Here is a 23,431-nt window from a genome sequence, read left to right on the forward strand (position 1 = left end):
GATGGCCGCCTGGCGCATGGCGGCCTCGCCCTGCCCGGCCGCCTCGGCCAGACGCTCCTGGGCCGTTGCCTGCAAGTCGAGCTGATGCGTCAGCTGCGTGAGCGCCTGGGTATGGGCGGCGGTCGCCAGGGCCTCGGCAGCGTCCAGGCGCTCCCTGCGTTCCTTGTTGGTCAGCAACTGGCCCGACAGTTCGATCTCGGTACGAGCCCGGGCGAGGTACCTGTCGCGCTCCAGCCCGAGCATGGTTGCCGCCGCGGTTTCCTCTTTCGCCAGCTTGACGGCCTTCTCGGTCTCAGTCCTCAGTGTCGTACGCGCGTTGGTGACGCGCTCGAGTTGCAATGCCAAGGAGGCGTCGGTATTGGGCGTTTGCAGAGGATGTGCTTGTTGGCCAAGGTGAATCGCAGCGGCATCGGCCCGCCGATCCCTGACGTTCTGTCCCACCAGCGCAGCCTGCTCTCTTGCCTGAGCACGCTCGCGCCAGAGAGGTTGCAGCTCCGCATTGTTCTGCTGCAGCTTGTCTTGGAAATCGATGCTGGCATGAGAGGCATAACGAGCATCGATCGGAACATGTTCTGGTGGGATAGGCTGACCGCCGGTCTCCCCGGCCAGTCGCTGTTTCTCCAACTCTTGTCCGGTCAAGAGCTGCTGCCGCTCCCTCTCCAGACGGGCAATAGCTTGACTGGTTGTTTCCAGTGTTGTCACCTGCCCGAGGGCATCGAAGGCGTTGCTTGATGCTCGTCTTACGTATTCAAGGGCGCTTGCCAGAGATGGCACATCGTTCTTGGCGAGATTCCGAATGTGACGACCGAAACGATCGAGCAGTATCTCTTGTGCTCTTGTCGTATTGCCTTGGCTTGTCAGAGTTCGGATGAGCTGAAGTGATTGCGTGTCGAGAAACGCATAACTCTGCTGTAATTCTAAGGATCCTCTGGATGGATCTGCAAATATTCTGGCAAGATCCACCGAGCTTTTGTCCAAATTCTGGCCAGTTACTGTCGCATAATCTTTCGAGAGAGAAATCAATCCCTCAAGTACGGTTCCGCCGATCTGTCCCGTTCGGAGCGTATCGGCCTGGATCTGGCGGGCCGTGCGTACAGAGATTCCCCCAGCCTCTGCGGCCCTTTGTGCGATCGCCTCAAGATCACTGAGCGACAGGCCTGTCGCCCCTCCAAATGACCGAGTAGCCATCTCTACTTCTTGGAGAGACGATCGATAGGATTGGTTGGCGGCGACCAGCACGCCCACCCCCGTGGCCACCGTACCTACCGCCATCCCCAACGGCAGAACCGCTGGCGGAATCCTGCTGACGAGATTCCGGACGGCACCGAACGTTTCGATGATCTGGGTACCCTGTTGTAAGAGGTCCGTGAACGGCTTGATGCCTTCGGAGAGCGACGAAACGACGTTCTCGTTCGCGGCCCCGAACTGCCGGGCGCCGGCCGCCGCCTCCTCGTAGGCGGTCCGTGCCCTGGCAAGGGTCGCGTAGTAGTGGTTCTGGCCGATCGTCCCGGTTCTCAACGCACGGTCGAGCTGCTCCGCCTGCTGCTGGAAACTGCGGGCGGCGCGGGCCGCCGAGGCGAACCGCTGCTCCAGCTCGGCCGCGCCCCGGGCCGCCTCGGCCGTCCGCCGGTTCAGCCCGAGGAGGTCCCGGGTGGCGTCCTCGGCCGCACCGGCCAACTCCGCAAGGCGCAGCCCCGCGCCGGCGGCGGCGCGAGCGGCCTGCTCGGCGTCGTCGCGCAGCCTCCTCAGCTCCTCGCTGCCCGCGCGGATGGCACCGACATCCGCGACCAGGGTCATGCCCACCACTTGGCTCATCTCTCGCTCCATGCCTCCAAGGCCGCGTGCTCCATCACCTGCAGGCCGCGCACGAGGTCGGGGGTGACCTCGATGCCCAGCATCGCCAGGCCGGCGCGCACGCCCTCGTAGTCCAGTCCGGTACGCATCAGCCCGCCTCCTTCCAGTCCGCCGACCCAAACCGTCCGCCACTGGGTGGCGACCGCGCAGAAGGCCAGCACCACCGGCCAGTTCTCCGGCCATACCGGGACGCCGGTCCGGTCTCGTGCGGCGGTCCGTTCCGCGAGCGCCGCCAAGTCGTCGTCCGACGCGCCGAGCCGGCGGATGTCGTGGAGGTCGTCCTCGTCGATCGCCGCCGGTGGGCCGCGCACCCAGGCGCGCGCGGCCTGGATCAGTTTCCCCGCTTGCGCGCCTGCACCTGCTCGCCGGAGATGCTGCGGCGGTAGGCCTCGGTCAGGGCCGCCAGGGCGAAGGGGTTGTCGAGCATCGCCTCGAGGTTCTCCTCCGTGAACGGCAGGTCCTGGCCGTCCTCGCCCTTGACCTCGCCGTCGCGCCAGCCCGCGAGCACCTCGCGCATCATGTCCTTGTCGCCGGTCCACTGTTCGCCGCGCAGCTGCGCCTGATCGGCCGCCTTGAGGAGGGCGCGGGACCGTTCGACCGGCAGCGACCGGAACACGGCGTGGAAGCGGTGGACGACGTGCTGGCCGGGGATGCGGGCGTTCGGCACCTTGGCATCGACGGGGAACTCGTATGTCTCTTCGCGGCGAAGGACGAACATGGGAAATGTCTCCGTGATCGAGTGTTAAAGCGTGTCCAGGGGCGCGGCCGGTCCGCCCGCGGGCGGACCGGCCGCCGGCTCAGCGGCCGGCTCAGCGGATGGTGATGGTGACCTCGTCGTCGCCGGCATCCGTCGGCGCGAAGATGAGCGGCGTCGTCAGGTGCGCGATGCCCTGGACCTCGGTGTAGCCGGGGCGGCCGAGCTGGACTTCCGGCGCCGTGATCTCGATCACGTTGCCGGCCCCCGAGCCGTGGACGAGCGACAGCGGCACGCGGGCGTGGGAGGTCGCCAGCGCGAAGACGTCCTTGGTGCCGAGCGCCGGTGCCTCGATGTTGCAGCTGCCCCGGGTCTGGCGGTCGGTGATGACGATCGCCTCCTGGCCGACGAGGAAGCGGCCCTCGACCTGGTTGGCGAGATCCAGCTCGAACTCCTGCATCACCGCCTGGTAGCCGTCGATCGTGAAGGCGGGGGTGTTGGCGTCCGAGATCTCCTGGGGGTCCATGAACGCGCTGAAGTCCGCCGCCGGAAGGGCCGTCGCCGAGGGGGCGACGAAGAGCCCCTTGAAGGAGAAGACGAATTTCGGGATCTGCCCGGCCTGGACCCGCAGCGTGACGTTTCCGCGGGCTCCGAGGAGCTGGTGGAGCGTGCCGTCGAGATTGAAGTGGATCGACGCGCTCTCGTGACCTTCGGACACCGGCCGGTACACGACTTTCTCGCTTCCCGGGGTCGCGTCGAGGGTCTGCGACAGGGCGCAGGCACGCAGCAGCGGGCCGTATGCGGGCGCCGTCCCCGCGGCGCCCGAGCCGGCCGCCTCGACCTCGAACTGCAGCGACACGTGCTTGTTGACCAGGATCTGGGGCTGGCCGCCGAAGTGGGGCCGCTCGAGTTCGCGGGTGATTTCCTGGCCTTCGATCGGCGTCAGCTGGACCTTGGTCGCCAGAATGGCGTTGGCCGCTCCGGTCGGTGCCGCGTCGGCCCCATAGCTTGTTTCGACCTTGGCCGTGATGACCTTCTTGCGCCATTTCAGCATGAACGTCTTCTCCTGGTTGGAACCGGCCTCGGCCGGCGGGTGGGCTGGGCCGGAGGTTCCGGCACGCTGGAAAGAAAGGGGATCGGTGTCGGCTACTCGACGTGGCGGGTGTGGAGCGTGAGGTCGACGCGGTGGCAGGGAATGCCCGCGAACGCCGCGGGCTCTCCGGCCTCGACCAGGGCGCCGGAGGCGGTCTCGCCGTCCGGCTCCGCGACGGAGCCGAGGATGCTGCCGCCCAGCGTCTCGTCGGCGGCGAGGCCGGCGCGGATCGCCTCGACGAGGCCGTCGAGCACGATCTCGCTCGCCCCGGCGTCGTCGATCTCGACCAGGCCGGTGATCCGCCAGCTATGGGTGACGATCCGGCGGCCGAGCGTGGGCGATGCGTCGCGGGTGGCGACGCGCCGCAGGTACCAGCCGCGTACACGGGCCGCCGGGTCGCCTTCGGGCCAGGCATGGAGGGCCTGGAGGTCAGTATCGCTGACGGCATGGCGCTGGCGGTCGTGTACGCGGCCGATCTCGGGAATGGAGTTCAGCACGTCGAGGATGGCGGCGCGGATCTGGGCGAGCCTGCTCATCGGGTGGCTCCCGGAGCGGCTCGCGAGGCGGAGGCGGAATGGGGAAGGCGCGGTGCCACTGTCTGTCCCTCGATCGCGGTGCCGGGCTTGCTAGCCCGTTCGGATGGAGAGAACTTAGCCAGAACGGATTAGGATGATCATCCGGAAGGACTTCCGGTGCGGACAGGCTGCGCGCAACGAAAAAGGCCGGCGGATTTCTCCGCCGGCCCGTCCGGGTGTCGTTGCCGTGGAGCGCCGCGTCAGGCGGAGGCGCGTCCGGAGTTGCGGATCATGCGGACGTAGCGTGCCGAGCAGCCGAGATCGCGTGCGATCTCCGCCGTTCCGCCTTCCGCCTCCACGATGGCCTGCTTGAGCTGGTGCCGGGTCGTCAGCACGGGGATCTCCGGCGAGGTGCCGCCGAAACGCCCCGCGAGCATCCTGGCGGCGTCGAGCCCGATCACGCCGACCAGCACGTGGCCGGGCTTCGGGCGCTTCGGAAAGTAGCACGTGACCCCGCCGAAGCGCGCGACCAGCCTGAGCGCCACCTCGGGCGAGGTGAGTGCCGCGATCTCGGCCAGGAGCGGCGGCCAGCCCCGCCTGTCGATCTCGGGCAGGGGCGCCGGAGCGGGTCTTGGGGGCGGGGCGGACGGCGTCATCGGCATCAACCTCTCCATGGACTTCACGAACGTGAAGAATATAGTCACGTATGTGAAGGCGTCTGTCAATTACGAACGTGCTGCCGAGCTTGCGCAGGGGCGTGAAGCGCGCTACGTTCGTAGAAGAACAAACGATTCAAGCCGGGTAAGACAATGGTCCGGAGAAGAAGGATCACACGGCTGCAGTGGGGAGCATGAACGTGGGATTGGATCTCGATCCGGCTTTCGTTGATCGCATAAACGTGCTCGTCGAACGGGCCGGCGGCGCCGCATCGCTGGCTCGCGCCTCGGGTCTCTCGGAAGGGGTGATCGCGAAGTACCGGCGAGGCGAGAGCGACCCGTCGCGCGCGCGGCTCGTCGCGCTGGCGGCCGCCGGCGGGGTGTCGGTGGAGTGGCTCGCGACAGGGCGGCGGGCGGCGCCGTCCGACCCCGTGGCCGCGCAGGCCGAGGAGCCCGCCGCCTTGAAATACGAGATGGAGGCGGGCTTCGAGGATCCCCGCGGCATCGCGATGTTCGCGCATGCCGACCAGCTCGGACCGGAGTTCGTCCTCTTGCCCCGCTACGAGGTGAGGGCGGCGGCCGGCGGCGGCGCGCTGGTCCATTCGGAGCAGGTGGTCGACCACCTCGCCTTCAAGTCCGACTGGGTTCGCCACCGCCTGCGGCGCAACCCCGCGCATCTGGGGCTGATCGAGGCGATGGGCGATTCGATGGAGCCGACGATCTCCGACGGCGACCTGCTGCTGGTCGACTTCTCGGAGAACAAGGTCAAGGACAACGCGATCTACGCGCTGTCCGCCGACGGCGACCTGATCGTCAAGCGCATCCAGCGCAATCCCATCACCGGATCGCTGACGATCATCAGCGACAACCCCCGCTACCAGCCCATCGTCCTCGAGGGCCACGAGGCGGCCCGGCTGCGCGTCGTCGGCCAGGTCTGCTGGCACGGCGGGCTGATATGAGCCGCCGCCGGGCCGGGGCGGCAGCCTCCCGCATCACAGGATGAACTTCGACAGGTCGCTGTTCTTGGCCAGGTCGGAGACGTGGCGCCGGACGTAGTCGGCATCGACGGCGACCGTGCGGCCGCCCATCTCCGAAGCGTTGAAGCTGACTTCCTCCAGCAGGCGCTCCATCACCGTGTGCAGGCGGCGCGCGCCGATGTTCTCGACCGAGCCGTTGATCTCGGCCGCGAGGCGCGCCAGCTCGTCGATGGCGTCCTCGGTGAAGTCGAGGTCGACCTCTTCGGTCTTCAGCAGCGCCTTGTACTGCTTGATCAGGCTGGCCTCGGGTTCGGTCAGGATGCGGCGGAAGTCCTCCTGCGTCAGGGCCTTCAGCTCGACCCGGATCGGCAGGCGGCCCTGCAGCTCGGGCAGCAGGTCGGAAGGCTTGGCGAGGTGGAAGGCGCCGGACGCGATGAACAGGATGTGGTCGGTCTTGACCGTGCCGTGCTTGGTCGCGACGCTCGTCCCCTCGATCAGGGGCAGCAGATCGCGCTGTACGCCCTCGCGCGAGACGTCGGCGCCGCCGCGGTTCTCCGAACGCGCGGAGATCTTGTCGATCTCGTCGAGGAAGACGATCCCGTTCTGCTCGACCGACTGGATCGCCTCGGCGACGACCTTCTCCTGATCGAGCAGCTTGTCGGATTCCTCCGCCATCAGCACGACATAGCTCTCCGAGACGTTCATCCGCCGGGTCTTGGTGCGGCCGCCGAACGCCTTGCCGAAGATGTCGTTGAGGTTGAGCATCCCCATCTGGGCGCCGGGCATGCCCGGGACGTCGAAGGTGGGCAGCCCGCCCATGCCGCTGTCGGCGACCTGGATCTCGATCTCGCGGTCGTTGAGGACGCCTTCGCGCAGCATCTTGCGGAACTTCTGGCGCGTCTCGGGGCTGGCGGTGTTGCCGCACAGCGCGTCGATCACGCGCTCCTCGGCGTGCAGCTCCGCCTTGGCGGCGACCTCCTTGCGCAGGCGGTCCTTGGTCATCGTGATCGCGATCTCGACCAGGTCGCGGACGATCTGCTCGACGTCGCGGCCGACATAGCCCACTTCCGTGAACTTCGTCGCTTCGACCTTGAGGAACGGCGCCTGGGCGAGGCGGGCGAGGCGGCGCGCGATCTCGGTCTTGCCGACGCCGGTCGGCCCGATCATCAGGATGTTCTTGGGCAGCACCTCCTCGCGCAGCCCTTCGGGGAGCTGCTGGCGGCGCCAGCGGTTGCGCAGCGCTATCGCGACCGCGCGCTTGGCGTCGTGCTGGCCGACGATGAAGCGGTCGAGCTCGGAGACGATCTCGCGGGGGCTGAAGGAGGTCATGGTTCGGTTTCCGGTGCGGGGGGCCGCCGGGGCATCATGCCGCGGCCAGCTTCTCCAGCGTGACGTTCTCGTTGGTGTAGACGCAGATGCCGGCGGCGATGCGCATCGCCTTGCGGGCGACCGCCTCGGCGTCGAGGTCGGGCAGGTCGACCAGCGCGCGCGCCGCCGCCAGCGCGTAGGAGCCGCCCGAGCCGATGCCGATCAGCCCGTCCTCGGGCTCCAGCACGTCGCCGTTGCCGGTCAGGACCAGGCTGACGTTGCGGTCGGCGACGGCCATCATCGCCTCGAGGCGGCGCAGATAGCGGTCGGTGCGCCAGTCCTTGGCCATCTCGACGCAGGCGCGGGCGAGCTGGTTCGGGTACTGCTCGAGCTTGCCTTCGAGCCGTTCGAACAGGGTCAGCGCGTCGGCCGTGGCTCCGGCGAAGCCGGCCATCACCCCGCCGCCGCCGAGCAGCCTCACCTTGCGGGCGTTGGACTTCATCACGGTCTGGCCGACGGAGACCTGGCCGTCGCCGGCGATCACCACCTGCCCGCCCTTGCGGACCGAAAGGATCGTCGTGCCGTGCCACTGGATCGGGTCGTGCTGGCTCATGGAATGCCTTCGAGGTGGGGAACGGCCGCCGTGCGCCGTTCCCGCACATTTGGGAGCAGGCGCGCCCCGATCAAGGATCGACCAGCTCGACCTCCAGCTTGGCGAGCGCGTCGGCGATCGGGATGAAGAGATTGAGCCCGATGTCGCCCCCGCCTTCCCCGGCGCGGTAACCGGCGACCGTGAGGCCGACGAGGTTGCCCGCCCCGTCCACCAGCGGGCCGCCGCTGTTGCCGCCGTTGATCGACACGTCGGCCTGGATCAGGGGCAGACGCGTCAGGCGCGCGCGCCGGAAGCTGGAGACGATGCCGCGGGTCACCGTGCCCGCGAGCAGCTGGCGCAGCGGCGTGCCGACCGCGAACACCTCCTCGCCGACCTGGAGCGGGCGGATGCGGATCGGCAGCGCCGGCAGGCCTCCGGCCGGAACCGGCACCTTGACGACGGCCACGTCGCGGGCGGCGTGCCGCCGCTCCACCCGGCCGACCAGCCCGGTGCCGTCGGGCAGGAGCACCCGCACCTTCTCCGCCTCGCCGACGACGTGGCGGTTCGTCAGCAGCCAACCCCGCGTGCCGACCAGGACGCCCGAGCCGTGGCCGACCCCCGCCGAGACGACGACGGTCGCGGCGCGCACCCGGTCCAGGTCGGCGGCACCCTCGGATTCCGGGAGGCCCGGCAGCAGCAGCGGTCCCTCGACCGGCGCGGCGGGGCCGTCGTCGCGCGGTACCAGCGCCGGGGCGGCGGGGTCGGGCACCTCCTCCAACGCCACCGTCCGGAAGCCGGGATCGGCCAGCAGGTTGGCGGCGGCCGCCGCGAAGGCGTTCTGGATCATCAGGAGCGCGCCGTCCGGGGTCGGGGTCCCGATCTCGCCCCAGCCGCGGGTCCGGGTCCGCAGACGGACCTTGCGGTCGAGCCGGGAATAGACGATCCACTCGACGGCGACGCTCGCCTCGCCCTTGATGCCGGTATCGACCGGCACGAGCCAGGCGACGAGGGCGGGCAGGACGTTGGAGACGCGGCACTGCTTCATCTTCAGCTCGACGACGCGCGCGGTGACGGACAGCTCGGCCCGCATCTCCTCGGCGTCCTCCTCCTCTTCCTCGCCGGGGATGCGCGGGGCCAGGCCGCCGCCGACCACGTCGTAGCCGGCCGCCGCCAGCTCGGCGTGGAACAGGGCCGTGAACTCCCATTTCTCGATCGGCAGCCGGCCCGCGGTCCAGGTCAGGACGCCGCTGTCGCCGAAGCACTCGAGCCCGGCGTCGAGCGCCCCGTGGTCGCCGATCCGGGTGCCGCGGGGAATCGCGAACTCGACCCGCCCGAGGCGCAACGGCACGGGGCGGACGTCCGGCGGCACCGGCAGCGGCGTCGCCGTCGGCACCCGGTCGACGGCCATTCCGCAGGCGGCCATCCCGCAGGCCGCCGACAGGAGGAGCAGCGCCGCCGGGACGCCCGCAGAGCGAACGGCCCGAAGCAGCCGCGACCATACGTCCTTCATCACCAGCTCCATGCAGCCAATGCGTGCAGGTGGTGACGTTATCCTACTATGGCAGGACGGACAACCGGGTCGCCGGTGCCGGGGAGCTACGTCTTGAGCCGGTACCCGGTCCTGAATATCCAGGCGACCAGGGCGAGGCACAGGACGAGGAAGGCCAGCGTCATCCCCAGGCTGACGCCGATCGCGACGTCGGCGCTGCCGTAGAAGCTCCAGCGGAAGCCGTTGATCAGGTAGACCACCGGGTTGAACAGCGTCACGGTGCGCCAGAACGGCGGCAGCATGTCGATGGAGTAGAAGGTGCCGCCCAGGAACACCAGCGGCGTCACGATCAGCGTCGGGACGAACTGAAGCCGCTCGAAGCCCTCGGCCCAGATGCCGATGATGAAGCCGAACAGGCTGAAGGTGACCGCCGTCAGCACCAGGAAGGCGACCATCCAGACCGGGTGCCGGATCTCCAGCGGGACGAACAGCGCTGCCGTCGCGAGGATCAGCAGGCCCAGGACCACCGACTTGGTCGCGGCGGCGCCGACATAGCCGATCACGGTCTCCAGCGTGGAGACCGGTGCCGACAGCAGCTCGTAGATCGTGCCGGTGAACTTCGGGAAATAGATCGCGAAGGAGGCGTTCGAGATGCTCTGCGTCAGCACCGAGAGCATGATCAGCCCCGGCACGATGAAGGCGCCGTAGCTGACGCCGTCGATCTCGGCCATAGCCGAGCCGATCGCGGACCCGAACACGACGAAATAGAGCGAGGTCGAGATCACCGGCGAGACGATGGTCTGGCCGAGGGTGCGCATCGCGCGCGCCATCTCGAACCGGTATATGGCGCGGATCGCGTAGACGTTCATGCCGTTTCCCTCACGAGATCGACGAAGATCTCCTCCAACGAGCTGCTGCGGGTGTCGAGGTCGTCGAACTCGATCCCGAGTTCGGCCAGCCGCCTCATCAGGGTCGGGATGCCCGTCCGGTCCTCGTCGGCGCTGAACGTGCAGACCAGCCCGGCGCCGCCGTCCGCCAGCTCCAGGCGCCAGTCCGCGAGCTGCGGGGGGACGGCGGCCATCGGCTCGCGCAGGCGCAGGTTCAGCCGCTTGCGCCCCAGCTTGGCGAACAGCGCCGTCTTCTCCTCGACCAGGATCAGCTCGCCCTTGCGGATGACGCCGATGCGGTCGGCCATCTCCTCGGCCTCTTCCAGGTAATGGGTGGTCAGCACGATCGTGACGCCGCGGGCGCGCAGCCGGCGCACCAGCTCCCACATGTCGCGCCGCAGCTCGACGTCGACGCCGGCGGTCGGCTCGTCCAGGAACAGGATCTCGGGCTCGTGGGACAGCGCCTTCGCGATCATCACGCGCCGCTTCATGCCCCCGGACAGGGCCATGATCTTGCTGTCGCGCTTGTCCCACAGCGACAGGTCCTTCAGCAGCTGTTCGATGTGCGCCGGGCTCGGCGGGTAGCCGAACAGGCCGCGGCTGAAGGTCACCGTGTCCCACACCGTCTCGAAGGGCTGGACCGTCAGCTCCTGCGGCACGAGGCCGATCCTCGAGCGCGCGGCCCGGTATTCCCGGACCACGTCGTGGCCGTCCGCCAGCACGGTGCCCGAGGTCGGGTTCACGATGCCGCAGGCGATACCGATCAGCGTCGTCTTTCCGGCGCCGTTCGGCCCGAGCAGGGCGAAGATCTCGCCCCGGCGGATATCGAGGTCGACGCCCTTCAGCGCCCGATGGCCCGACGCGTAGGTCTTGGTCAGGCCCGAGATCGATATGACGGGGTGCGTCATGCCGCCACCTCGGCATAGGGGGTGGCGGTGCGCGCGTCGCGCAGCGTGCGCGCCCACCAGCGCAGCTGCGCCAGCAGCCGTCCCATGGACCGGCGCGACCGTTCGCCGTCCGAGGGCCGGCCGTCGGCGTCGAACCGCTCCCGGGCATGCGCGAAGCTGACGGCGTCGCGGATCGTCACCGCATGCAGCTCCGCGAACACGAGGCGGAGCTGCTCGACCGCGCGCAGGCCTCCCGAGACCCCGCCATAGGACACGAAGCCGACGGGTTTGGCATGCCATTCCCGGGACAGCGAATCGATGAGGGCCTTCAGGGGCGCCGGGTAGCCGTGGTTGTATTCGGGCGTGACGACGATGAAGGCGTCGGCCAGGGCGAGGCGGCGGTGCAGCTCCGGCGTGCCGGCGTCCGCCGCCGGGTCGACGACGTCGAGCGTGAAGCCGCCCGCGGTCTCGATCTCGGCCGCGGCCCAGCGTGCGACGGTGTCGCAGAAGCGACCTTCGCGCGTGCTGCCGTAGATCAGGGCGACATGGAGTGGGTCGCTCATGGAGGTCGTGCTCCTCGGTGTTGCGCTTCGAGGTGGGGAACGCTAAGACCTGAAGTTAACTCCAGGTCAAGCGGAAAGACGCGGTAACGATGGGCAGGCTCGATCCGAAACGGTTTCCCCGGGAACTCAGCGTGGGCGAGGTGGCCGCCCGCAGCGGCGTGGCGGTCTCCGCGATTCATTTCTACGAGTCCAAGGGCTTGATAGCGAGCCGGCGCAACGCAGGCAACCAGCGTCGCTACGCGCGCGACGTGCTGCGCCGCGTCGCGATCATAAAAGTGGCGCAGCGCACCGGCATCTCGCTGGCCTCGATCCGCGAGGCCCTGTCGGCGCTGCCCGACGAGCGCACGCCGACGGCGGCGGACTGGCGCACGCTCTCGGCCCGGTGGCGCGGCGAGCTGGACGACCGGATCGCCCGGCTGACCCGCCTGCGCGACCAGCTCGACGGGTGCATCGGCTGCGGCTGCCTGTCGATGGAGGCATGCCCGCTGCGCAACCCCTGGGACGAGCTGTCCGAGCAGGGGCCAGGGCCGAGGCTGCTCGACCCGGAGTGAGCCCGTTCAGAAGAGGAGACGCATCATGTCCGACCGGCCGAGCGACCGCCTGCGCGCGATCTGCCTCGCGCTTCCCGAAGCGGTCGAGAAGGAGACCTGGGGCCGTGCCACCTACCGCGTGCGCGAGCGGATCTTCGCGATGGAGACGCTCGACGGGGAAGCGGTCGCGCTGTGGTGCAAGGCGCCGCCCGGCAGCCAGGCGGTGCTGGTCGGCGCCGACCCGGAGCGGTTCTTCGTGCCGCCCTATGTCGGCCCCAAGGGGTGGGTCGGCATGCGCCTCGACGGCGGGCCGGACTGGGACGAGGTGGCGGCCATCGTCCGGCGCAGCTACTCCCTGGTCGCGCCGAAGCGGCTCGCGGCCGCGGCCGGGTAACGCCACCCACCCGCGCCGACTCGGGCCCGCTCGGGCTGGCGTGGCCGGAACGGGTCTGCTACAACGCGCCGATGGACGCCAACCAGACGACTTCCGCGCGCCGGGCGAGCCTTCGGCGCGTCACCAACGAGACCCGGGTCGAGGTCTCGGTCGACCTCGACGGGACGGGACGCTACTCCGTGTCGACGGGGATCGGCTTCCTCGACCACATGCTCGAGCAGCTCTCCCGCCACAGCCTGATCGACCTGACGGTGAAGGCGGAAGGCGACCTCCACATCGATTTCCATCATACGACCGAGGACACCGGGATCGCGATCGGCGCCGCCGTCGCCCAGGCGCTCGGCGAGCGGCGGGGCATCCGGCGCTACGGCGACGCGCTGGTGCCGATGGACGAGACGCTGACGCGGGTCGCCCTCGACCTGTCGAACCGGCCCTATCTGGTCTGGAAGGTCGCCTTCACCCGGGACAAGCTGGGCGCGATGGACACGGAGCTGTTCCGCGAATGGTTCCAGGCCTTCGCCCAGGCGGCCGGCGCCACGCTGCATGTCGAGACGCTGTACGGGGAGAACAACCACCACATCGTGGAGAGCTGCTTCAAGGCGTTGGCCCGGGCGCTCAGGGCCGCGACCGAGATCGACCCCCGCAAGGCCGACGCCGTGCCCTCGACCAAGGGCGTGCTGGGCGGGTCGCTCTAGGAGTGCGGGGCCGATGAGGATCGTCGTCGTCGATTACGGGTCCGGCAACCTGCGCTCCGCCTCGAAGGCGTTCGAGCGCGCGGCCGGGGACGCCGGGATCGCGGCCTCGGTGGAGGTCACGTCCGACGCCGGGCGCGTGCGCTCCGCCGACCGCATCGTACTGCCCGGCCAGGGCGCGTTCCGCGACTGCCACCGCGGCCTTTCGGCCGTGCCGGGCATGGTCGAGGCGCTGGAGGACGCGGCGATCCGGCGCGCGGTCCCCCTGTTCGGGATCTGCGTCGGCATGCAGCTGATGGCCGAGCGCGGGCTCGAGCACGGGGAGCATCCCGGACTGGGCTGGATACCCGGCGACATCGTGCCGCTGGAGCCGGACGACGCATCGCTCAAGATCCCGCAGATGGGCTGGAACGACCTCGTGCCGCGAGCCCCGGACCATCCCGTCCTGGCCGGCATCGCCCGGGGAAGCCATGCCTATTTCGTCCACAGCTACCGGTTCCGGGTCACCGATCCGGCCCATGTGCTGGCCACGGTGGACTACGGCGGGGAGGTCGTCGCCGTGGTCGGCCGCGATACCATGGTCGGGGCCCAGTTCCATCCCGAGAAGAGCCAGGCCACCGGCCTCGCCATGATCGCCAACTTCCTGCGCTGGCGGCCATGACCGGGATCGCGGCGGAGACCAGCGTCGAGCAGGTGACCCGGTTCCGGGGCTCGGACCTGAACGACCTGTGCGAGGCGACCGACCTCGCGATCCGTGACGGCGGCGGCTTCGGCTGGGTCGACCCGCCGCCCCGGGACGTGCTGGAGCGGTACTGGCGCGGCGTGCTGATCGTGCCGGAGCGCCGCCTGTTCATCGGCCGGCTGGACGGCGTCGTCGCAGGTTCGGCGCAACTCGTCCGCCCCGCCAAGAACAACGAGGCGCAGGCCTTCGCCGCGACGCTCACCACCAGCTTCGTCGTCCCCTGGGCGCGCGGGCACGGCCTGGCGCGCATGCTGACGGTCGCGGTCGAGCAGGAGGCGAGGGCGCTCGGCTACTCGGTGCTGAACCTGGACGTGCGCGAGACGCAGACCGCGGCGATCGCGCTGTACGAGCGGCTCGGCTTCCGGCGCTGGGGGACCAACCCCTGCTATGCCGTGGTCCACGGGCGGATCATCTCCGGCCACTACTTCTTCAAGGACCTGACCCGCTCGGAGCTTCCTTCAGAGACCCAGCCATGATCCTCTACCCTGCCATCGACCTCAAGGACGGGGCCTGCGTCCGCCTGCTGCGCGGGGAAATGGACCAGGCGACCGTGTTCAACACCGATCCCGCGGACCAGGCGCGTGCGTTCCGGGACCAGGGCTTCGGCTGGCTGCATCTGGTGGACCTGAACGGCGCCTTCGCCGGCCGGCCGGTGAACGCCGCCGCGGTCGAGGCGATCCTGGCGGCGGTCGACCTGCCGGTCCAGCTCGGCGGCGGCATCCGCGACCTCGCCACCATCGAGGGCTGGCTCGCGCGCGGCGTGGCGCGCGTGATCCTCGGCACGGTCGCGCTGCGCGACCCCGGCCTCGTGCACGCGGCGTGCCGGGAGTTCCCCGGGCGGATCGCGGTCTCGATCGACGCCCGCGACGGCTACGTCGCGGTCGAGGGCTGGGCCGAGAGCTCGGACGTCCGCGCCCTCGACCTTGCGCTCCGGTTCGAGAACGCCGGAGTGGCCGCGATCGTCTACACCGACATCAACCGGGACGGGGCCATGGGCGGCGTCAACGTCGAGGCGACGGCCGACCTGGCCTTCGCGCTGACGACGCCGGTCATCGCGTCCGGAGGCGTGTCCTCGATCGCCGACCTGCGGGCGCTGAAGGCGCAGGAGCAGTCGGGCATCGAAGGCGTCATCAGCGGCCGCGCGCTCTACGACGGGCGCATCGACCCGGCCGAGGCGCTGGCCGTGCTGGCGGGGAACGCCTGATGCTGAAGATGCGCCTGATCCCCTGCCTCGACGTCAAGGACGGCCGGGTCGTCAAGGGGGTCAACTTCGTCGACCTCGTCGATGCCGGCGACCCGGTCGAGCAGGCGCGCGTCTACGATGCGGAAGGGGCCGACGAGCTGACCTTCCTCGACATCACGGCCAGCGTCGAGGCGCGCGACACGCTGCACGACATGGTCCGCCGCACCGCCGAGCAGGTGTTCATGCCCCTGACGGTCGGCGGGGGCGTGCGCACCGTCGAGGACATCCGCAGGCTGCTGCTGGCCGGTGCCGACAAGGTCTCGATCAACACCGCGGCCGTGAAGCGGCCCGAGTTCGTGCGCGAGGCGGCGGAGAAGTTCGGCAGCCAGTGCATCGTCGTCGCCCTCGACGCCAAGGCGGCGGCGCCCGGGCGGTGGGAGATCTTCACCCATGGCGGCCGTACCCCGACCGGCCTCGACGCCGTCGAATGGGCCCGGCACATGGCCGAGTGCGGGGCGGGCGAGATTCTGCTGACCAGCATGGACCGCGACGGGACCAAGTCCGGCTTCGACCTCGGGCTGACGCGGGCCGTCGCGGACGCGGTGCGCATCCCGGTCGTGGCTTCCGGCGGGGTCGGAGCGCTCGACCACCTGGTCGCCGGCATCCGCGAGGGGCACGCGACCGCCGTGCTCGCGGCCTCGATCTTCCATTTCGGGCTGTTCTCGATCCGCGAGGCGAAGGCCCACATGGCGGCGGCCGGCATCCCGATGCGGCTTGGCCCGGCCCATGGCTGAGCGCGGCGCCGTACCCGGCGCTCCCGCCGGCGCCGAGGTCCTCGACCAGTTGTTCGAGACGGTGCGCGCGCGCCGGGGCGACGATCCGCAGAGCTCCTACACCGCGAAGCTGCTGGGGCGCGGCACGGCCGTGATCGCGCGCAAGGTCGGCGAGGAAGCCCTTGAGGCGGTGATCGAGGCGTTGCGCGGCGACCGCGCGGCGCTGGCCGCGGAATCGGCGGACCTGCTCTACCATCTGCTGGTGCTGTGGGCCGATGCCGGCATCGAGCCGGAGGAGGTCTACGCCATCCTGCGCGCCCGCGAGGGCGTCTCGGGCATCGCGGAGAAGAAGGCACGCAAACCGACGGACGGGGACGACTGATGGCCTATGATCCGAACAACGTGTTCGCCCGCATCCTGCGCGGCGAGATCCCGTGCAAGAAGGTCCACGAGGACGAGCACACGCTCGCCTTCCACGACATCCAGCCGCAGGCTCCGGTCCACGTGCTGGTGATCCCGAAGGGCCCCTACGCGTCCTTCGACGACTTCTCGGCGAACGCGTCCGAAGCCGAGCAGGCCGCCCTCGTGCGCGCGGTCGGCAAGGTCGCGCGCGACCTCGGCGTGGCCGAGCCCGGCTACCGCATCCTCAGCAACATCGGCGAGGAGGGTGGCCAGGAGGTCCCGCATCTTCACGTCCACATCTTCGCCGGCCGCCGGCTCGGACGGATGCTGTAAAGACCGGAGTTGGGGGCGACCGGAGTTGGGGCGCGGCCGGTCATCCGCCGCCGTTGCCGACCGACAGCCGGTGGCGCGTGCCGCCGTCGTGCTCGACGTCCCAGCGCGCCTCGATCTGCGCCGCCAGCGCCCGGACCAGGAGCATGCCGATGCCGTCGGGCCTGTCCGGTCCGGCATGGCCGACGCCGTCGTCGGCGACGACCAGCTCGAACCGGTCGCGCGATCCCCGCAGTTCGATGCGCACGCGCCCGCCGCGGCCGTCGGGAAAGGCATGCCTGAGCGCATTGTGGATCAACTCGCTCGCGATCAGGCCGACCGGCAGTGCGGTGTCGATGTCGCAATGCGTCGATGCCAGCTCCGTCTCCAGGGCGATCTCGGCCGAGCCGCCGTGCATGTCGATCGCGTCGCGGGCAAGCTCGTCGAGATATGCCGCCAGGTCGACCATCGAGATATCCTCGGAACGGTAGAGGTGCTGGTGCAGCCGGCCCAGCGCTTCGAGGCGGTGGGCGATCGCCTCGAAGCGCTCGCGCGCGGGGGCCACGTGCTTCAGGCGCTGAGCCTCGATCTGGACCATGCCCCAGATCGCCTGGATGTTGTTCTTGACGCGGTGATGGACCTCGCGCAGCAGCATCTCCTTCTCGCGCAGGGAGTCGCGCAACGCCTCCTCGACGCGCTTGCGCTCGGTGACGTCGGCATTGATGCCGGAAATGCGCGCGGGCCTGCCGTCGGCTCGATAATCGATGCGGCCTTGCGCCAGCAGCCATTTGACGCTGCCGGAGGGGGCGCCGGCGGGATAGAGGATGCGGAACTCCAGCCGGAACTGGTTCGCGCGCCGTTCGACGAACTGGGCCATGCTGCGCGAGACCCGGTCGCGGTCGTCGGGATGGACCAGGCGCCGCACCCATTCGTCGGGACCGGGCGGCTCGGCGCCGGGTGCGAATCCGTACAGGCGGTAGTTGCCGTCGGACAAGATGGTCCGGCCGGTGTCCAGATCGACGTCGAACGCGCCGGCCTCGGAGGAGGCGAGCGCGAAGGCGAGGCGCTCCTCGCGTTGCGACGCCTCGGACTGGGCGCGCCGGCGGTCGGACACGTCGATGGCGGAGGCCACGAGGCGGGCCGCCCGCCGTCCGGCGCTCGCCATGGGGGCCAACGCGAACTCCAGCGGCAGGAGCCGGCCCCCGGACAGCATCGCGTCGATCTCGAAACGCGAGCTCTCGCCGCGCCGTGCGCGTTCCACCGCGTCCCTGACGCGGGCACTCGCCTCGGCAGAGTAGCTGAACCAGGGCGTCTCCGCGAAGTGCCGCCCCAGGACTTCGGCCGGCGACACGCCCGAGACCTCGAAGCAGTTCCGGTTCGCATGGACCACCCGCCCGTCGGGCATCAGCACCGCGATGAAAGTCAGTACGCTATCGAGAACCTCGCGTGGGAGCCGCTTCACCGTCACCATTCCCGACCCCTGCGGAACCGTCCCGGCCACCTTCCCGCGGGGCGACGAAAGGGGCATCGGGACAACAGCGTACGCGGGAAGCGATCCCGGACGTTGTGGTCAGGAGTTGCGGAAAGCTCAGGAGGCCGTCATGCGCCGCCGTCGCGGCGGCCCGGTCGCGCGACGCCTGGATGCGAGACGCCTGGACGCGAGACGCCTGGACGCGAGACGATGGCGCGCAGCTCCTCGACCAGGGCGCGCCCCTTCGGCGTCAGGGTGACGATCTTGCGCCGCCGCTCGCGCGGGTCCTCCTCGGCCTGGACGAGGTCGTGGCCGGGCTTGCCGAAGCTGTGCCAGCGGCTGAGCGCCGCGACGTTGCGGGACGCGGAGCTCTGGGCGATGCCGAGGCGTTCGGACAGCTCGCGGATCGACAGGCCCTCGTGGCGCGCCACGGTCAGGAAGGACAGCGCGTACTGGATCGGCATGTCGGGGTCCAGCCCCCGCAGCGCCTCCAGCACGCGGATCAGGGTCGCGACCTCGTCGGGAAGCGCGCGATCAGAAGCGGTATGGGCGCTTGCCGCCATCTAGCGGTCCTCCCCGCGACCGGTCCCGTGCCGGGCGCCAGCGCCCCGGCGTATAGATGACGTGCAGGCGACCGAGCCAGACCAGCAGCTCGCCGTTCTCGCGGCGGACCTCGAAGGCATTGCCTCGGGCCCGGGTCCAACCCGCATGTTCGACATAGAGCTTAGGACCGCCCGGCAGGGCCAGGTAGAGGCTGCGCATGCTGACGTTTCCTCAGGAAGCATGGGTGCGATGGTTCCGGAATCCCCGCGGGGGCTTGCGGACGGCGGCGGTAGGCACCGGAGCCTCGAAGGAATCGGAAATCGGACATGCCCATGGCGTCCTCCTGGAAACGGTTGATGGAGCGCGGGTCGGTCCGCGCCGGTCACCGGTAAAGGTGCCCGAGCGCGATGTTCACGTAAACGGGTTTGTTGCAAGGTCGGATGGATTCGGACAGCGAAAAGGCGGGATCGTCCAGCAGGCCGATGTCGCGCAGCAGGTAAGGCGGCAGGTCCGGCAATTCGGGCGGCCTCGGCCGCCGGCGCCCGAACAGATGGCGGATGGGGTTCATGGCAGGTTTCCGGGAAAGCATGCGTGAACGCAAAACATCCGACATAGGATGTATCGGGTCAAGAGCGAAACCGCGGTGGGAACGGCCGCCCGTCGCCCGGTGTTGGAAAAGTCACCTTTTTCAACGGGAGAGCTTGACCATGCTTCGAGCATCCGTACTCGCCCTGGCTCTGGCGCTTCCGGCCGCCGGCATCGCCCACGCCCAGGCAGACCGTTTCTCCACCGACGAGAGGGTCGTGGTGCCCGGTTACTCGATCGCCGCCCTCCAGCGCGCGCTACGGGCCGCCGGCTACGATCCGGGGCCGGTCGACGGCGCGATGGGCGGCAAGACCCGTCAGGCCATCACCAACTACCAGATCGACACCGGGCTGCGCCCGACCGGCGAGCCGAGCCCGAGCCTGTTCGCCCGCCTGACCGGCGCGGAGGACACCCAGGCCGCGGCCCTGGCGCACCGGCCGGCACCATCGCCGGACCTTGCGCGCCTGCCGCAGGGCGAATCGGATCTGGTCGCCGACGTCCAGCACTCGCTGCGGCAGATGGGCTACGGCGTCGGCACGGTCACCGGCGAGCTGGATGCGGAGACCCGCGCAGCGATCCGCGCCTTCGAGCGCGCGCAGGATTGGCCCGTGACCGGTCAGCTCACCCGGCGGCTGTTCACCGCCCTCGACATCGACGTCGAGGGCACGGCCGCCGATGTCGAGGGGCCGGCATCGCAGCGCGGCTGGGACACGGCCGGACAGGAGCCGCTCACGTCCGAGGAGCGGCGCCTCGTCCCCGGCATCCAGCGCGAGCTGGCCGAGCGCGGCTACGACGTTGGGCCCGAGGACGGCGTCTACGGGCCGAAGGTCCGCGACGCGATCGCCTCGTTCCAGGAGCAGGCGGGCGTCCCGGTCACCGGCCGGCCCAGCCCCGACCTCCTCGCCCGGCTGCAGAGCATGCCGCAGACCGATCAACTCACGCGCGGCGACCTGGAGCGCATGGACCGCGAGGAGCTGATCCGGCACGTCGAGTTCCTGCTGGAGGAACGCGGCTACGATACCGGCCCGGCCGGCCAGCCTTCCGAGACGCGGACCGCCGAGGCGATCCGCCGCTACGAGCGCGACCGCGGCCTTCCGGTGACCGGCCGGCCGACGGTGGGGCTCCTGCAGGCGCTCCGGGCCGAGAACGGCGAGACCGCGCAGGCGCCGGAGCAGCAGCCCACGCCGCTGACGCCGGAGGGATTGGCGGGGCAGATTCTCGAAGGCTTCGGCCGGAGCTTCCAGACGCCTCAGCAGTCCGAACCGCGCTGAGTTCCGGCCCCGGACGCTTCCTGGGGCGCCCCCCGGGGCGCTCCTCTGGGGCCGGCTGACGATACCAGTCCGTCCCAGGCCGCCATGGCACCGCGCGCGACCGCCAGGAGCGCCTCGCGTGCGGCGCCGTCGAGTGCCTGGATCGACATGCCGTGCTGCACGGTGGCGTAGAAGGTCGCGGCGGCGGTGCAGTCGAAGCCCATCGGCAACTCGCCCTCCAGGACGGCGCGCTCGAAGCGGGCGCGCAGTGTCTCGACGTTGCCGGCGCGCCGGGCCCGCAGGTCCCGGCATACCCCGGTGCTGGCCTCGCCTGCGTGCAGCGCGCCGAGCACGATGAGGCAGCCGGGTGGCTTGCCCGGAGCGCTGAAGGCTTCGGCCGTGGCCTCGAGGAAGCGCCGGATCGCCTCGCGGGCCGTCGGCGCCTCGGGGATCGCGTGCCAGATCGCCGTGCCCTCGGTCTCGCCGTAGAGGGCGACCGCCTCCCCGAACAGGGCCTCCTTGCTGCCGAAAGCGGCGTAGAGGCTGGGTGAATTGATGCCCATCGCGCCCGTCAGGTCCGCGAGCGACGCCCCCTCGTATCCCTTGGCCCAGAACACCTCCATCGCGCGCCGTAGCGCCACGGTGCGGTCGAAGCTGCGCGGCCGGCCTCTTTCCGCCATCGGATCCCTTTCTGTGATGATCGATATATAATTCACTTGACCAGCGCGGGCAAGCCTGTGAGATTTCTGTATCGATCAATACAAAAAAGAGGTTTCCCATGACTGGACTGAACGGCAGGGCGGTGCTCGTGACGGGCGGCAGCCGCGGCATCGGCGCGGCGATCGCCCGCAGGCTGGCACGCGACGGGGCCGACGTGGCTCTCACCTATGCCCGTTCGGCCGACAAGGCGAACGCGGTCGTCGCGGACATCGAGGCGATGGGCCGGCGCGGCCTCGCGATCCCGGCCGACAATACCGACGCCGGGGCGGTAGAGGCGGCCGTGGAGGCGACGGTCGCCGCGTTCGGGCGCATCGACGTGCTCGTCAACAATGCGGGCATCCTCGTGGCCGGGCCGCTGGAGGCGTTGACGCTCCAGGACTTCGACGAGACGGTCGCCGTCAACGTGCGCGCCGTGTTCGCGGCATCCCGGGCGGCTGCGGCGCGCATGGGCGAGGGCGGGCGCATCATCTCGATCGGCAGCAACCTGGCCCACCGCGTGCCGCGCCCGGGGATCAGCCTCTACGCGCTCAGCAAGGCGGCGCTGATCGGGCTGACCAGGGGCATGGCACGCGACCTCGGCCCGCGGGGGATCACCGCCAACATCGTCCATCCGGGATCGACCGACACCGACATGAACCCCGCCACCGGGCCGCTCGCCGACGGGCAGCGCAGCCTGATGGCGATCCCCCGCTTCGCCGAGGCCGAGGACGTCGCCAGCCTCGTAGCCTGGCTCGCGAGCGCCGAAAGCCGCTCCGTCACCGGCGCCGAGCTGACGATCGACGGCGGCACCAACGCATGAGCGGCGCGCCCGGGTCCCGGGCGGCGCCGGCCTCCGGCCGCAGCGTCGCGGTCGCGGCCTTCGCGGCGGCGGTCATCGTCGCCACGGGGTTCATCGTCGTCGGCCTGTTGCCGGAGATGGCCCGGAACCTGGGCGTTTCCCTGGCGGGGGCGGGGGCCTACGTCTCCTGGTTCGCCGTCTCGGCCGCACTTCTGGGGCCGCCGCTCACCATCGCGGCCGGGGGCATACGGCCGCGGCGGGTGCTGGTGGCCGTCCTGCTGGTCTTCGCAGCCGGCAACCTGGCCTGCGTGCTGGCGCCGGGCCATGCCGTCGTCCTGGCGGTGCGGGTGGTGCAGGGAGCCGTCCTGCCGGTCTTCGTCAGCGTCGCCGGCGTGGCCGTCGTGGGGCTGGCCGGACCCGGCCGCGAGGGGCGCGCGCTCGCCGGCATCAACGCCGGCGTCGTCGCGGGGCTGGTGCTGGCGGTGCCCGCGGGCGTAGCGCTCGCCGGCCGCGCCGGATGGCCGGCGAGCTTCCTCGGTCTGGCGGCGTTGGCGACGCTCGCGGCGCTGGCGGTCGGAGCCGCCTTCCCGGACATGGGCGGCCCGGACCGGCGTCCGGTCCGTGGGCAGGTGGGGCTGTTCCGGCAGCCCGGGTTCCCGGCGCATCTGCTGCTGTCCGCCACTCTGTTCGCGGCGACGTTCGCCGCCTACACCTATCTGGCCGCCTATCTCGAGACGGTCTTCGGCCTGGGCGCGGAGGGCGTCGGCCTCGCCCTGATGGGCTTCGGCATCGCCGGACTGGCCGGCAACTGGGCCGCCGGCCGCGTCGTCGACCGCGGCCCGACGGCGGCGACCGCCGGCGTCGCCGCGGTGCTGGCGCTGGCGATGGCCGCGGTGCCGGCCGCCGGGGCGCAGGCGGTCCTGGCGGTGCCGCTTCTCGCCGTCTGGGGCGCGGCCCATGCCGCCGCCTTCGTGCTGTGCCAGGTCCGCGTCATGCTGGCGGGATCGGTGGCGCCGGCTTTCGCCATGTCCCTCAACATATCCGCCAGCAATCTGGGGATCGCCTGCGGCGCCGCGCTGGGCGGATGGGCGGTCGAGCGCTGGGGGATCGTGAATGTCGGCCTTGCCGGCGCCATGCCGGCCGTCCTCGCGTTCGGCCTCGCCGTGCTGGTGGGCCTGCGCGCGCCGCGCGTCCGGCCGGCGGGCTGATCAGCCCGCGCGCAGGGACGAGCGGTCGAAGGCCGCGCGCCAGGCGTCGAGGACGGGGCCGCGGCCGTCCGTCGCCAGCATCTGGCGCAGCGCCACCCGGACCGCGGCCCGGGCATGGCGCCCGTCCGGCGGCGCGAGCGCTTCGGGGCCGAGGCCGCGCCGGACCGCGTCGGTCACCCTGCCCTTGACCGCGAGCAGGGCCGGGTCGCCGAACCGGTCCAGCACCGCTGCGAAGGCGTCGAAGTGCCGGCGCGCGAACGGCGTCCCGCGTCCCAGCGCGTCGCGTTGCGGATGGGGTGGGTGCAGGTGCAGCAGCGGGGCCCAGCCGGCGGGGAC

At 70.5% G+C, this 23,431-nt stretch carries 31 protein-coding genes; 13 read left to right on the forward strand and 18 right to left on the reverse strand.

The window, feature by feature from the left end; translation table 11 throughout:
• The 6 genes from VGO20_RS06975 to VGO20_RS07000 form a co-directional block, all read right to left on the reverse strand.
• Positions 1-1,815, reverse strand: a 1,815-nt coding sequence (locus tag VGO20_RS06975; RefSeq protein ID WP_327501589.1) for a phage tail length tape measure family protein, incomplete at its 3' end; no start/stop codon positions are given.
• Positions 1,812-2,165 carry a DUF1799 domain-containing protein gene (locus VGO20_RS06980; protein WP_327501590.1) on the reverse strand — a complete coding sequence of 118 codons (354 nt, stop codon included), beginning with the start codon at positions 2,163-2,165 and terminating at the stop codon, positions 1,812-1,814. The genes VGO20_RS06980 and VGO20_RS06975, both read right to left, overlap by 4 nt.
• 20 nt (positions 2,166-2,185) lie before the next feature.
• Positions 2,186-2,572, reverse strand: a complete 387-nt coding sequence (locus tag VGO20_RS06985; protein WP_327501591.1) for a hypothetical protein — start codon at positions 2,570-2,572, stop codon at positions 2,186-2,188.
• A 91-nt stretch (positions 2,573-2,663) separates the two neighbouring features.
• Positions 2,664-3,602: a phage tail tube protein gene (locus VGO20_RS06990; RefSeq protein WP_327501592.1), complete on the reverse strand. Its 939-nt coding sequence runs from the start codon at positions 3,600-3,602 to the stop codon at positions 2,664-2,666.
• Between the two features lie 92 nt (positions 3,603-3,694).
• Positions 3,695-4,177: a hypothetical protein gene (locus VGO20_RS06995; protein WP_327501593.1), complete on the reverse strand. Its 483-nt coding sequence runs from the start codon at positions 4,175-4,177 to the stop codon at positions 3,695-3,697.
• A 239-nt stretch (positions 4,178-4,416) separates the two neighbouring features.
• Positions 4,417-4,812, reverse strand: a complete 396-nt coding sequence (locus VGO20_RS07000; RefSeq protein ID WP_327501594.1) for a hypothetical protein — start codon at positions 4,810-4,812, stop codon at positions 4,417-4,419.
• Positions 4,813-5,006: 194 nt separating this feature from the next.
• On the opposite strand from VGO20_RS07000, the gene VGO20_RS07005 reads away from it, so the two are divergent.
• A complete protein-coding gene (locus VGO20_RS07005) occupies positions 5,007-5,771 on the forward strand; it encodes a S24 family peptidase (RefSeq protein ID WP_327501595.1) in 765 nt (254 codons plus the stop codon).
• A 33-nt stretch (positions 5,772-5,804) separates the two neighbouring features.
• Here VGO20_RS07005 and hslU read toward each other — a convergent pair whose 3' ends face one another.
• The 6 genes from hslU to VGO20_RS07035 all read right to left on the reverse strand — a co-directional run bounded on the left by hslU (position 5,805) and on the right by VGO20_RS07035 (position 11,515).
• Positions 5,805-7,118 carry an ATP-dependent protease ATPase subunit HslU gene (gene hslU / locus VGO20_RS07010; protein ID WP_327501596.1) on the reverse strand — a complete coding sequence of 438 codons (1,314 nt, stop codon included), beginning with the start codon at positions 7,116-7,118 and terminating at the stop codon, positions 5,805-5,807.
• A gap of 34 nt (positions 7,119-7,152) precedes the next feature.
• Entirely contained in the window at positions 7,153-7,710 is a 558-nt protein-coding gene (gene hslV / locus VGO20_RS07015; RefSeq protein WP_327501597.1) for an ATP-dependent protease subunit HslV, read from the reverse strand.
• A 70-nt stretch (positions 7,711-7,780) separates the two neighbouring features.
• Complete coding sequence (locus tag VGO20_RS07020) at positions 7,781-9,199, reverse strand: S1C family serine protease (RefSeq protein WP_327501598.1); 1,419 nt, start codon at positions 9,197-9,199, stop codon at positions 7,781-7,783.
• 86 nt (positions 9,200-9,285) lie between these two features.
• On the reverse strand, positions 9,286-10,047 hold the full coding sequence (locus tag VGO20_RS07025) for an ABC transporter permease (RefSeq protein ID WP_327501599.1): 762 nt from the start codon (positions 10,045-10,047) through the stop codon (positions 9,286-9,288).
• On the reverse strand, positions 10,044-10,973 hold the full coding sequence (locus tag VGO20_RS07030; RefSeq protein WP_327501600.1) for an ABC transporter ATP-binding protein: 930 nt from the start codon (positions 10,971-10,973) through the stop codon (positions 10,044-10,046). Before VGO20_RS07030 ends, VGO20_RS07025 begins: the two co-directional genes overlap by 4 nt.
• Positions 10,970-11,515 (reverse strand): NADPH-dependent FMN reductase, encoded by a 546-nt coding sequence (locus VGO20_RS07035; RefSeq protein WP_327501601.1) that lies wholly within the window; start codon positions 11,513-11,515, stop codon positions 10,970-10,972. Before VGO20_RS07035 ends, VGO20_RS07030 begins: the two co-directional genes overlap by 4 nt.
• Positions 11,516-11,604: 89 nt before the next feature.
• Between VGO20_RS07035 and soxR the strand changes: the two genes are divergently transcribed.
• The 9 genes from soxR to VGO20_RS07080 all read left to right on the forward strand — a co-directional run bounded on the left by soxR (position 11,605) and on the right by VGO20_RS07080 (position 16,564).
• A complete protein-coding gene (gene soxR, locus VGO20_RS07040; protein WP_327501602.1) occupies positions 11,605-12,066 on the forward strand; it encodes a redox-sensitive transcriptional activator SoxR in 462 nt (153 codons plus the stop codon).
• 25 nt (positions 12,067-12,091) lie between these two features.
• Entirely contained in the window at positions 12,092-12,439 is a 348-nt protein-coding gene (locus tag VGO20_RS07045; RefSeq protein ID WP_327501603.1) for an MmcQ/YjbR family DNA-binding protein, read from the forward strand.
• Positions 12,440-12,510: 71 nt separating this feature from the next.
• Positions 12,511-13,134 carry an imidazoleglycerol-phosphate dehydratase HisB gene (gene hisB, locus VGO20_RS07050; protein WP_327501604.1) on the forward strand — a complete coding sequence of 208 codons (624 nt, stop codon included), beginning with the start codon at positions 12,511-12,513 and terminating at the stop codon, positions 13,132-13,134.
• 13 nt (positions 13,135-13,147) lie between these two features.
• Positions 13,148-13,792 carry an imidazole glycerol phosphate synthase subunit HisH gene (gene hisH, locus VGO20_RS07055; RefSeq protein ID WP_327501605.1) on the forward strand — a complete coding sequence of 215 codons (645 nt, stop codon included), beginning with the start codon at positions 13,148-13,150 and terminating at the stop codon, positions 13,790-13,792.
• Positions 13,789-14,349: a GNAT family N-acetyltransferase gene (locus VGO20_RS07060; protein ID WP_327501606.1), complete on the forward strand. Its 561-nt coding sequence runs from the start codon at positions 13,789-13,791 to the stop codon at positions 14,347-14,349. Before hisH ends, VGO20_RS07060 begins: the two co-directional genes overlap by 4 nt.
• The gene (gene hisA / locus VGO20_RS07065; protein ID WP_327501607.1) at positions 14,346-15,077 is read left to right on the forward strand and encodes a 1-(5-phosphoribosyl)-5-[(5-phosphoribosylamino)methylideneamino]imidazole-4-carboxamide isomerase; all 732 of its coding nucleotides are present in this window, start codon (positions 14,346-14,348) and stop codon (positions 15,075-15,077) included. The genes VGO20_RS07060 and hisA overlap by 4 nt, the downstream gene beginning before the upstream one ends.
• Positions 15,077-15,850: an imidazole glycerol phosphate synthase subunit HisF gene (gene hisF, locus VGO20_RS07070; RefSeq protein WP_327501608.1), complete on the forward strand. Its 774-nt coding sequence runs from the start codon at positions 15,077-15,079 to the stop codon at positions 15,848-15,850. Before hisA ends, hisF begins: the two co-directional genes overlap by 1 nt.
• The gene (locus tag VGO20_RS07075; protein ID WP_327501609.1) at positions 15,843-16,211 is read left to right on the forward strand and encodes a phosphoribosyl-ATP diphosphatase; all 369 of its coding nucleotides are present in this window, start codon (positions 15,843-15,845) and stop codon (positions 16,209-16,211) included. The genes hisF and VGO20_RS07075 overlap by 8 nt, the downstream gene beginning before the upstream one ends.
• Entirely contained in the window at positions 16,211-16,564 is a 354-nt protein-coding gene (locus tag VGO20_RS07080) for a histidine triad nucleotide-binding protein (protein ID WP_327501610.1), read from the forward strand. The genes VGO20_RS07075 and VGO20_RS07080 overlap by 1 nt, the downstream gene beginning before the upstream one ends.
• A 40-nt stretch (positions 16,565-16,604) precedes the next feature.
• Here VGO20_RS07080 and VGO20_RS07085 read toward each other — a convergent pair whose 3' ends face one another.
• From VGO20_RS07085 to VGO20_RS07100, 4 genes are all read right to left on the reverse strand, one after another.
• Positions 16,605-18,002 carry a sensor histidine kinase gene (locus VGO20_RS07085; protein ID WP_327501611.1) on the reverse strand — a complete coding sequence of 466 codons (1,398 nt, stop codon included), beginning with the start codon at positions 18,000-18,002 and terminating at the stop codon, positions 16,605-16,607.
• Between the two features lie 137 nt (positions 18,003-18,139).
• The gene (locus VGO20_RS07090) at positions 18,140-18,574 is read right to left on the reverse strand and encodes a MarR family winged helix-turn-helix transcriptional regulator (protein WP_327501612.1); all 435 of its coding nucleotides are present in this window, start codon (positions 18,572-18,574) and stop codon (positions 18,140-18,142) included.
• Positions 18,546-18,773 (reverse strand): hypothetical protein, encoded by a 228-nt coding sequence (locus VGO20_RS07095; protein WP_327501613.1) that lies wholly within the window; start codon positions 18,771-18,773, stop codon positions 18,546-18,548. Before VGO20_RS07095 ends, VGO20_RS07090 begins: the two co-directional genes overlap by 29 nt.
• A 163-nt stretch (positions 18,774-18,936) precedes the next feature.
• Entirely contained in the window at positions 18,937-19,122 is a 186-nt protein-coding gene (locus VGO20_RS07100) for a hypothetical protein (protein WP_327501614.1), read from the reverse strand.
• Between the two features lie 139 nt (positions 19,123-19,261).
• Between VGO20_RS07100 and VGO20_RS07105 the strand changes: the two genes are divergently transcribed.
• Positions 19,262-20,410: a peptidoglycan-binding domain-containing protein gene (locus VGO20_RS07105; RefSeq protein ID WP_327501615.1), complete on the forward strand. Its 1,149-nt coding sequence runs from the start codon at positions 19,262-19,264 to the stop codon at positions 20,408-20,410.
• Here the strand turns inward: VGO20_RS07105 and VGO20_RS07110 are convergent.
• On the reverse strand, positions 20,389-21,069 hold the full coding sequence (locus tag VGO20_RS07110; protein ID WP_327501616.1) for a TetR/AcrR family transcriptional regulator: 681 nt from the start codon (positions 21,067-21,069) through the stop codon (positions 20,389-20,391). The genes VGO20_RS07105 and VGO20_RS07110 overlap by 22 nt on opposite strands.
• 98 nt (positions 21,070-21,167) lie before the next feature.
• Here VGO20_RS07110 and VGO20_RS07115 point away from each other — a divergent pair, with 98 nt between their 5' ends.
• On the forward strand, positions 21,168-21,908 hold the full coding sequence (locus VGO20_RS07115; protein ID WP_327501617.1) for an SDR family NAD(P)-dependent oxidoreductase: 741 nt from the start codon (positions 21,168-21,170) through the stop codon (positions 21,906-21,908).
• Positions 21,905-23,095, forward strand: a complete 1,191-nt coding sequence (locus VGO20_RS07120; RefSeq protein WP_327501618.1) for an MFS transporter — start codon at positions 21,905-21,907, stop codon at positions 23,093-23,095. Before VGO20_RS07115 ends, VGO20_RS07120 begins: the two co-directional genes overlap by 4 nt.
• Here the strand turns inward: VGO20_RS07120 and VGO20_RS07125 are convergent.
• Positions 23,096-23,431, reverse strand: a 336-nt coding sequence (locus tag VGO20_RS07125; protein WP_327501619.1) for a DUF6925 family protein, incomplete at its 5' end; no start/stop codon positions are given. It lies immediately after the preceding gene.

This window comes from Arenibaculum sp., assembly GCF_035998295.1.
Lineage (GTDB): Bacteria > Pseudomonadota > Alphaproteobacteria > Azospirillales > Azospirillaceae > DASYHS01.

Bases quoted from the DNA above. Each gene is read 5' to 3' on its own strand.
- VGO20_RS07030 (WP_327501600.1), bottom strand. From the start codon at position 10,973: ATGACGCACCCCGTCATATCGATCTCGGGCCTGACCAAGACCTACGCG.
- VGO20_RS06990 (WP_327501592.1), bottom strand. From the start codon at position 3,602: ATGCTGAAATGGCGCAAGAAGGTCATCACGGCCAAGGTCGAAACAAGC.
- hslU (WP_327501596.1), bottom strand. From the start codon at position 7,118: ATGACCTCCTTCAGCCCCCGCGAGATCGTCTCCGAGCTCGACCGCTTC.
- VGO20_RS07115 (WP_327501617.1), top strand. From the start codon at position 21,168: ATGACTGGACTGAACGGCAGGGCGGTGCTCGTGACGGGCGGCAGCCGC.
- VGO20_RS07110 (WP_327501616.1), bottom strand. From the start codon at position 21,069: ATGGCGGAAAGAGGCCGGCCGCGCAGCTTCGACCGCACCGTGGCGCTA.
- VGO20_RS06985 (WP_327501591.1), bottom strand. From the start codon at position 2,572: ATGTTCGTCCTTCGCCGCGAAGAGACATACGAGTTCCCCGTCGATGCC.
- VGO20_RS07045 (WP_327501603.1), top strand. From the start codon at position 12,092: ATGTCCGACCGGCCGAGCGACCGCCTGCGCGCGATCTGCCTCGCGCTT.
- VGO20_RS07020 (WP_327501598.1), bottom strand. From the start codon at position 9,199: ATGAAGGACGTATGGTCGCGGCTGCTTCGGGCCGTTCGCTCTGCGGGC.
- VGO20_RS07095 (WP_327501613.1), bottom strand. From the start codon at position 18,773: ATGCGCAGCCTCTACCTGGCCCTGCCGGGCGGTCCTAAGCTCTATGTC.
- VGO20_RS07080 (WP_327501610.1), top strand. From the start codon at position 16,211: ATGGCCTATGATCCGAACAACGTGTTCGCCCGCATCCTGCGCGGCGAG.
- VGO20_RS07025 (WP_327501599.1), bottom strand. From the start codon at position 10,047: ATGAACGTCTACGCGATCCGCGCCATATACCGGTTCGAGATGGCGCGC.
- VGO20_RS07090 (WP_327501612.1), bottom strand. From the start codon at position 18,574: ATGGCGGCAAGCGCCCATACCGCTTCTGATCGCGCGCTTCCCGACGAG.
- hslV (WP_327501597.1), bottom strand. From the start codon at position 7,710: ATGAGCCAGCACGACCCGATCCAGTGGCACGGCACGACGATCCTTTCG.
- VGO20_RS07100 (WP_327501614.1), bottom strand. From the start codon at position 19,122: ATGAACCCCATCCGCCATCTGTTCGGGCGCCGGCGGCCGAGGCCGCCC.
- hisB (WP_327501604.1), top strand. From the start codon at position 12,511: ATGGACGCCAACCAGACGACTTCCGCGCGCCGGGCGAGCCTTCGGCGC.
- VGO20_RS07035 (WP_327501601.1), bottom strand. From the start codon at position 11,515: ATGAGCGACCCACTCCATGTCGCCCTGATCTACGGCAGCACGCGCGAA.
- soxR (WP_327501602.1), top strand. From the start codon at position 11,605: ATGGGCAGGCTCGATCCGAAACGGTTTCCCCGGGAACTCAGCGTGGGC.
- VGO20_RS07120 (WP_327501618.1), top strand. From the start codon at position 21,905: ATGAGCGGCGCGCCCGGGTCCCGGGCGGCGCCGGCCTCCGGCCGCAGC.
- hisA (WP_327501607.1), top strand. From the start codon at position 14,346: ATGATCCTCTACCCTGCCATCGACCTCAAGGACGGGGCCTGCGTCCGC.
- hisH (WP_327501605.1), top strand. From the start codon at position 13,148: ATGAGGATCGTCGTCGTCGATTACGGGTCCGGCAACCTGCGCTCCGCC.
- VGO20_RS07000 (WP_327501594.1), bottom strand. From the start codon at position 4,812: ATGACGCCGTCCGCCCCGCCCCCAAGACCCGCTCCGGCGCCCCTGCCC.
- VGO20_RS06995 (WP_327501593.1), bottom strand. From the start codon at position 4,177: ATGAGCAGGCTCGCCCAGATCCGCGCCGCCATCCTCGACGTGCTGAAC.
- VGO20_RS07075 (WP_327501609.1), top strand. From the start codon at position 15,843: ATGGCTGAGCGCGGCGCCGTACCCGGCGCTCCCGCCGGCGCCGAGGTC.
- hisF (WP_327501608.1), top strand. From the start codon at position 15,077: ATGCTGAAGATGCGCCTGATCCCCTGCCTCGACGTCAAGGACGGCCGG.
- VGO20_RS07005 (WP_327501595.1), top strand. From the start codon at position 5,007: ATGAACGTGGGATTGGATCTCGATCCGGCTTTCGTTGATCGCATAAAC.
- VGO20_RS07105 (WP_327501615.1), top strand. From the start codon at position 19,262: ATGCTTCGAGCATCCGTACTCGCCCTGGCTCTGGCGCTTCCGGCCGCC.
- VGO20_RS07060 (WP_327501606.1), top strand. From the start codon at position 13,789: ATGACCGGGATCGCGGCGGAGACCAGCGTCGAGCAGGTGACCCGGTTC.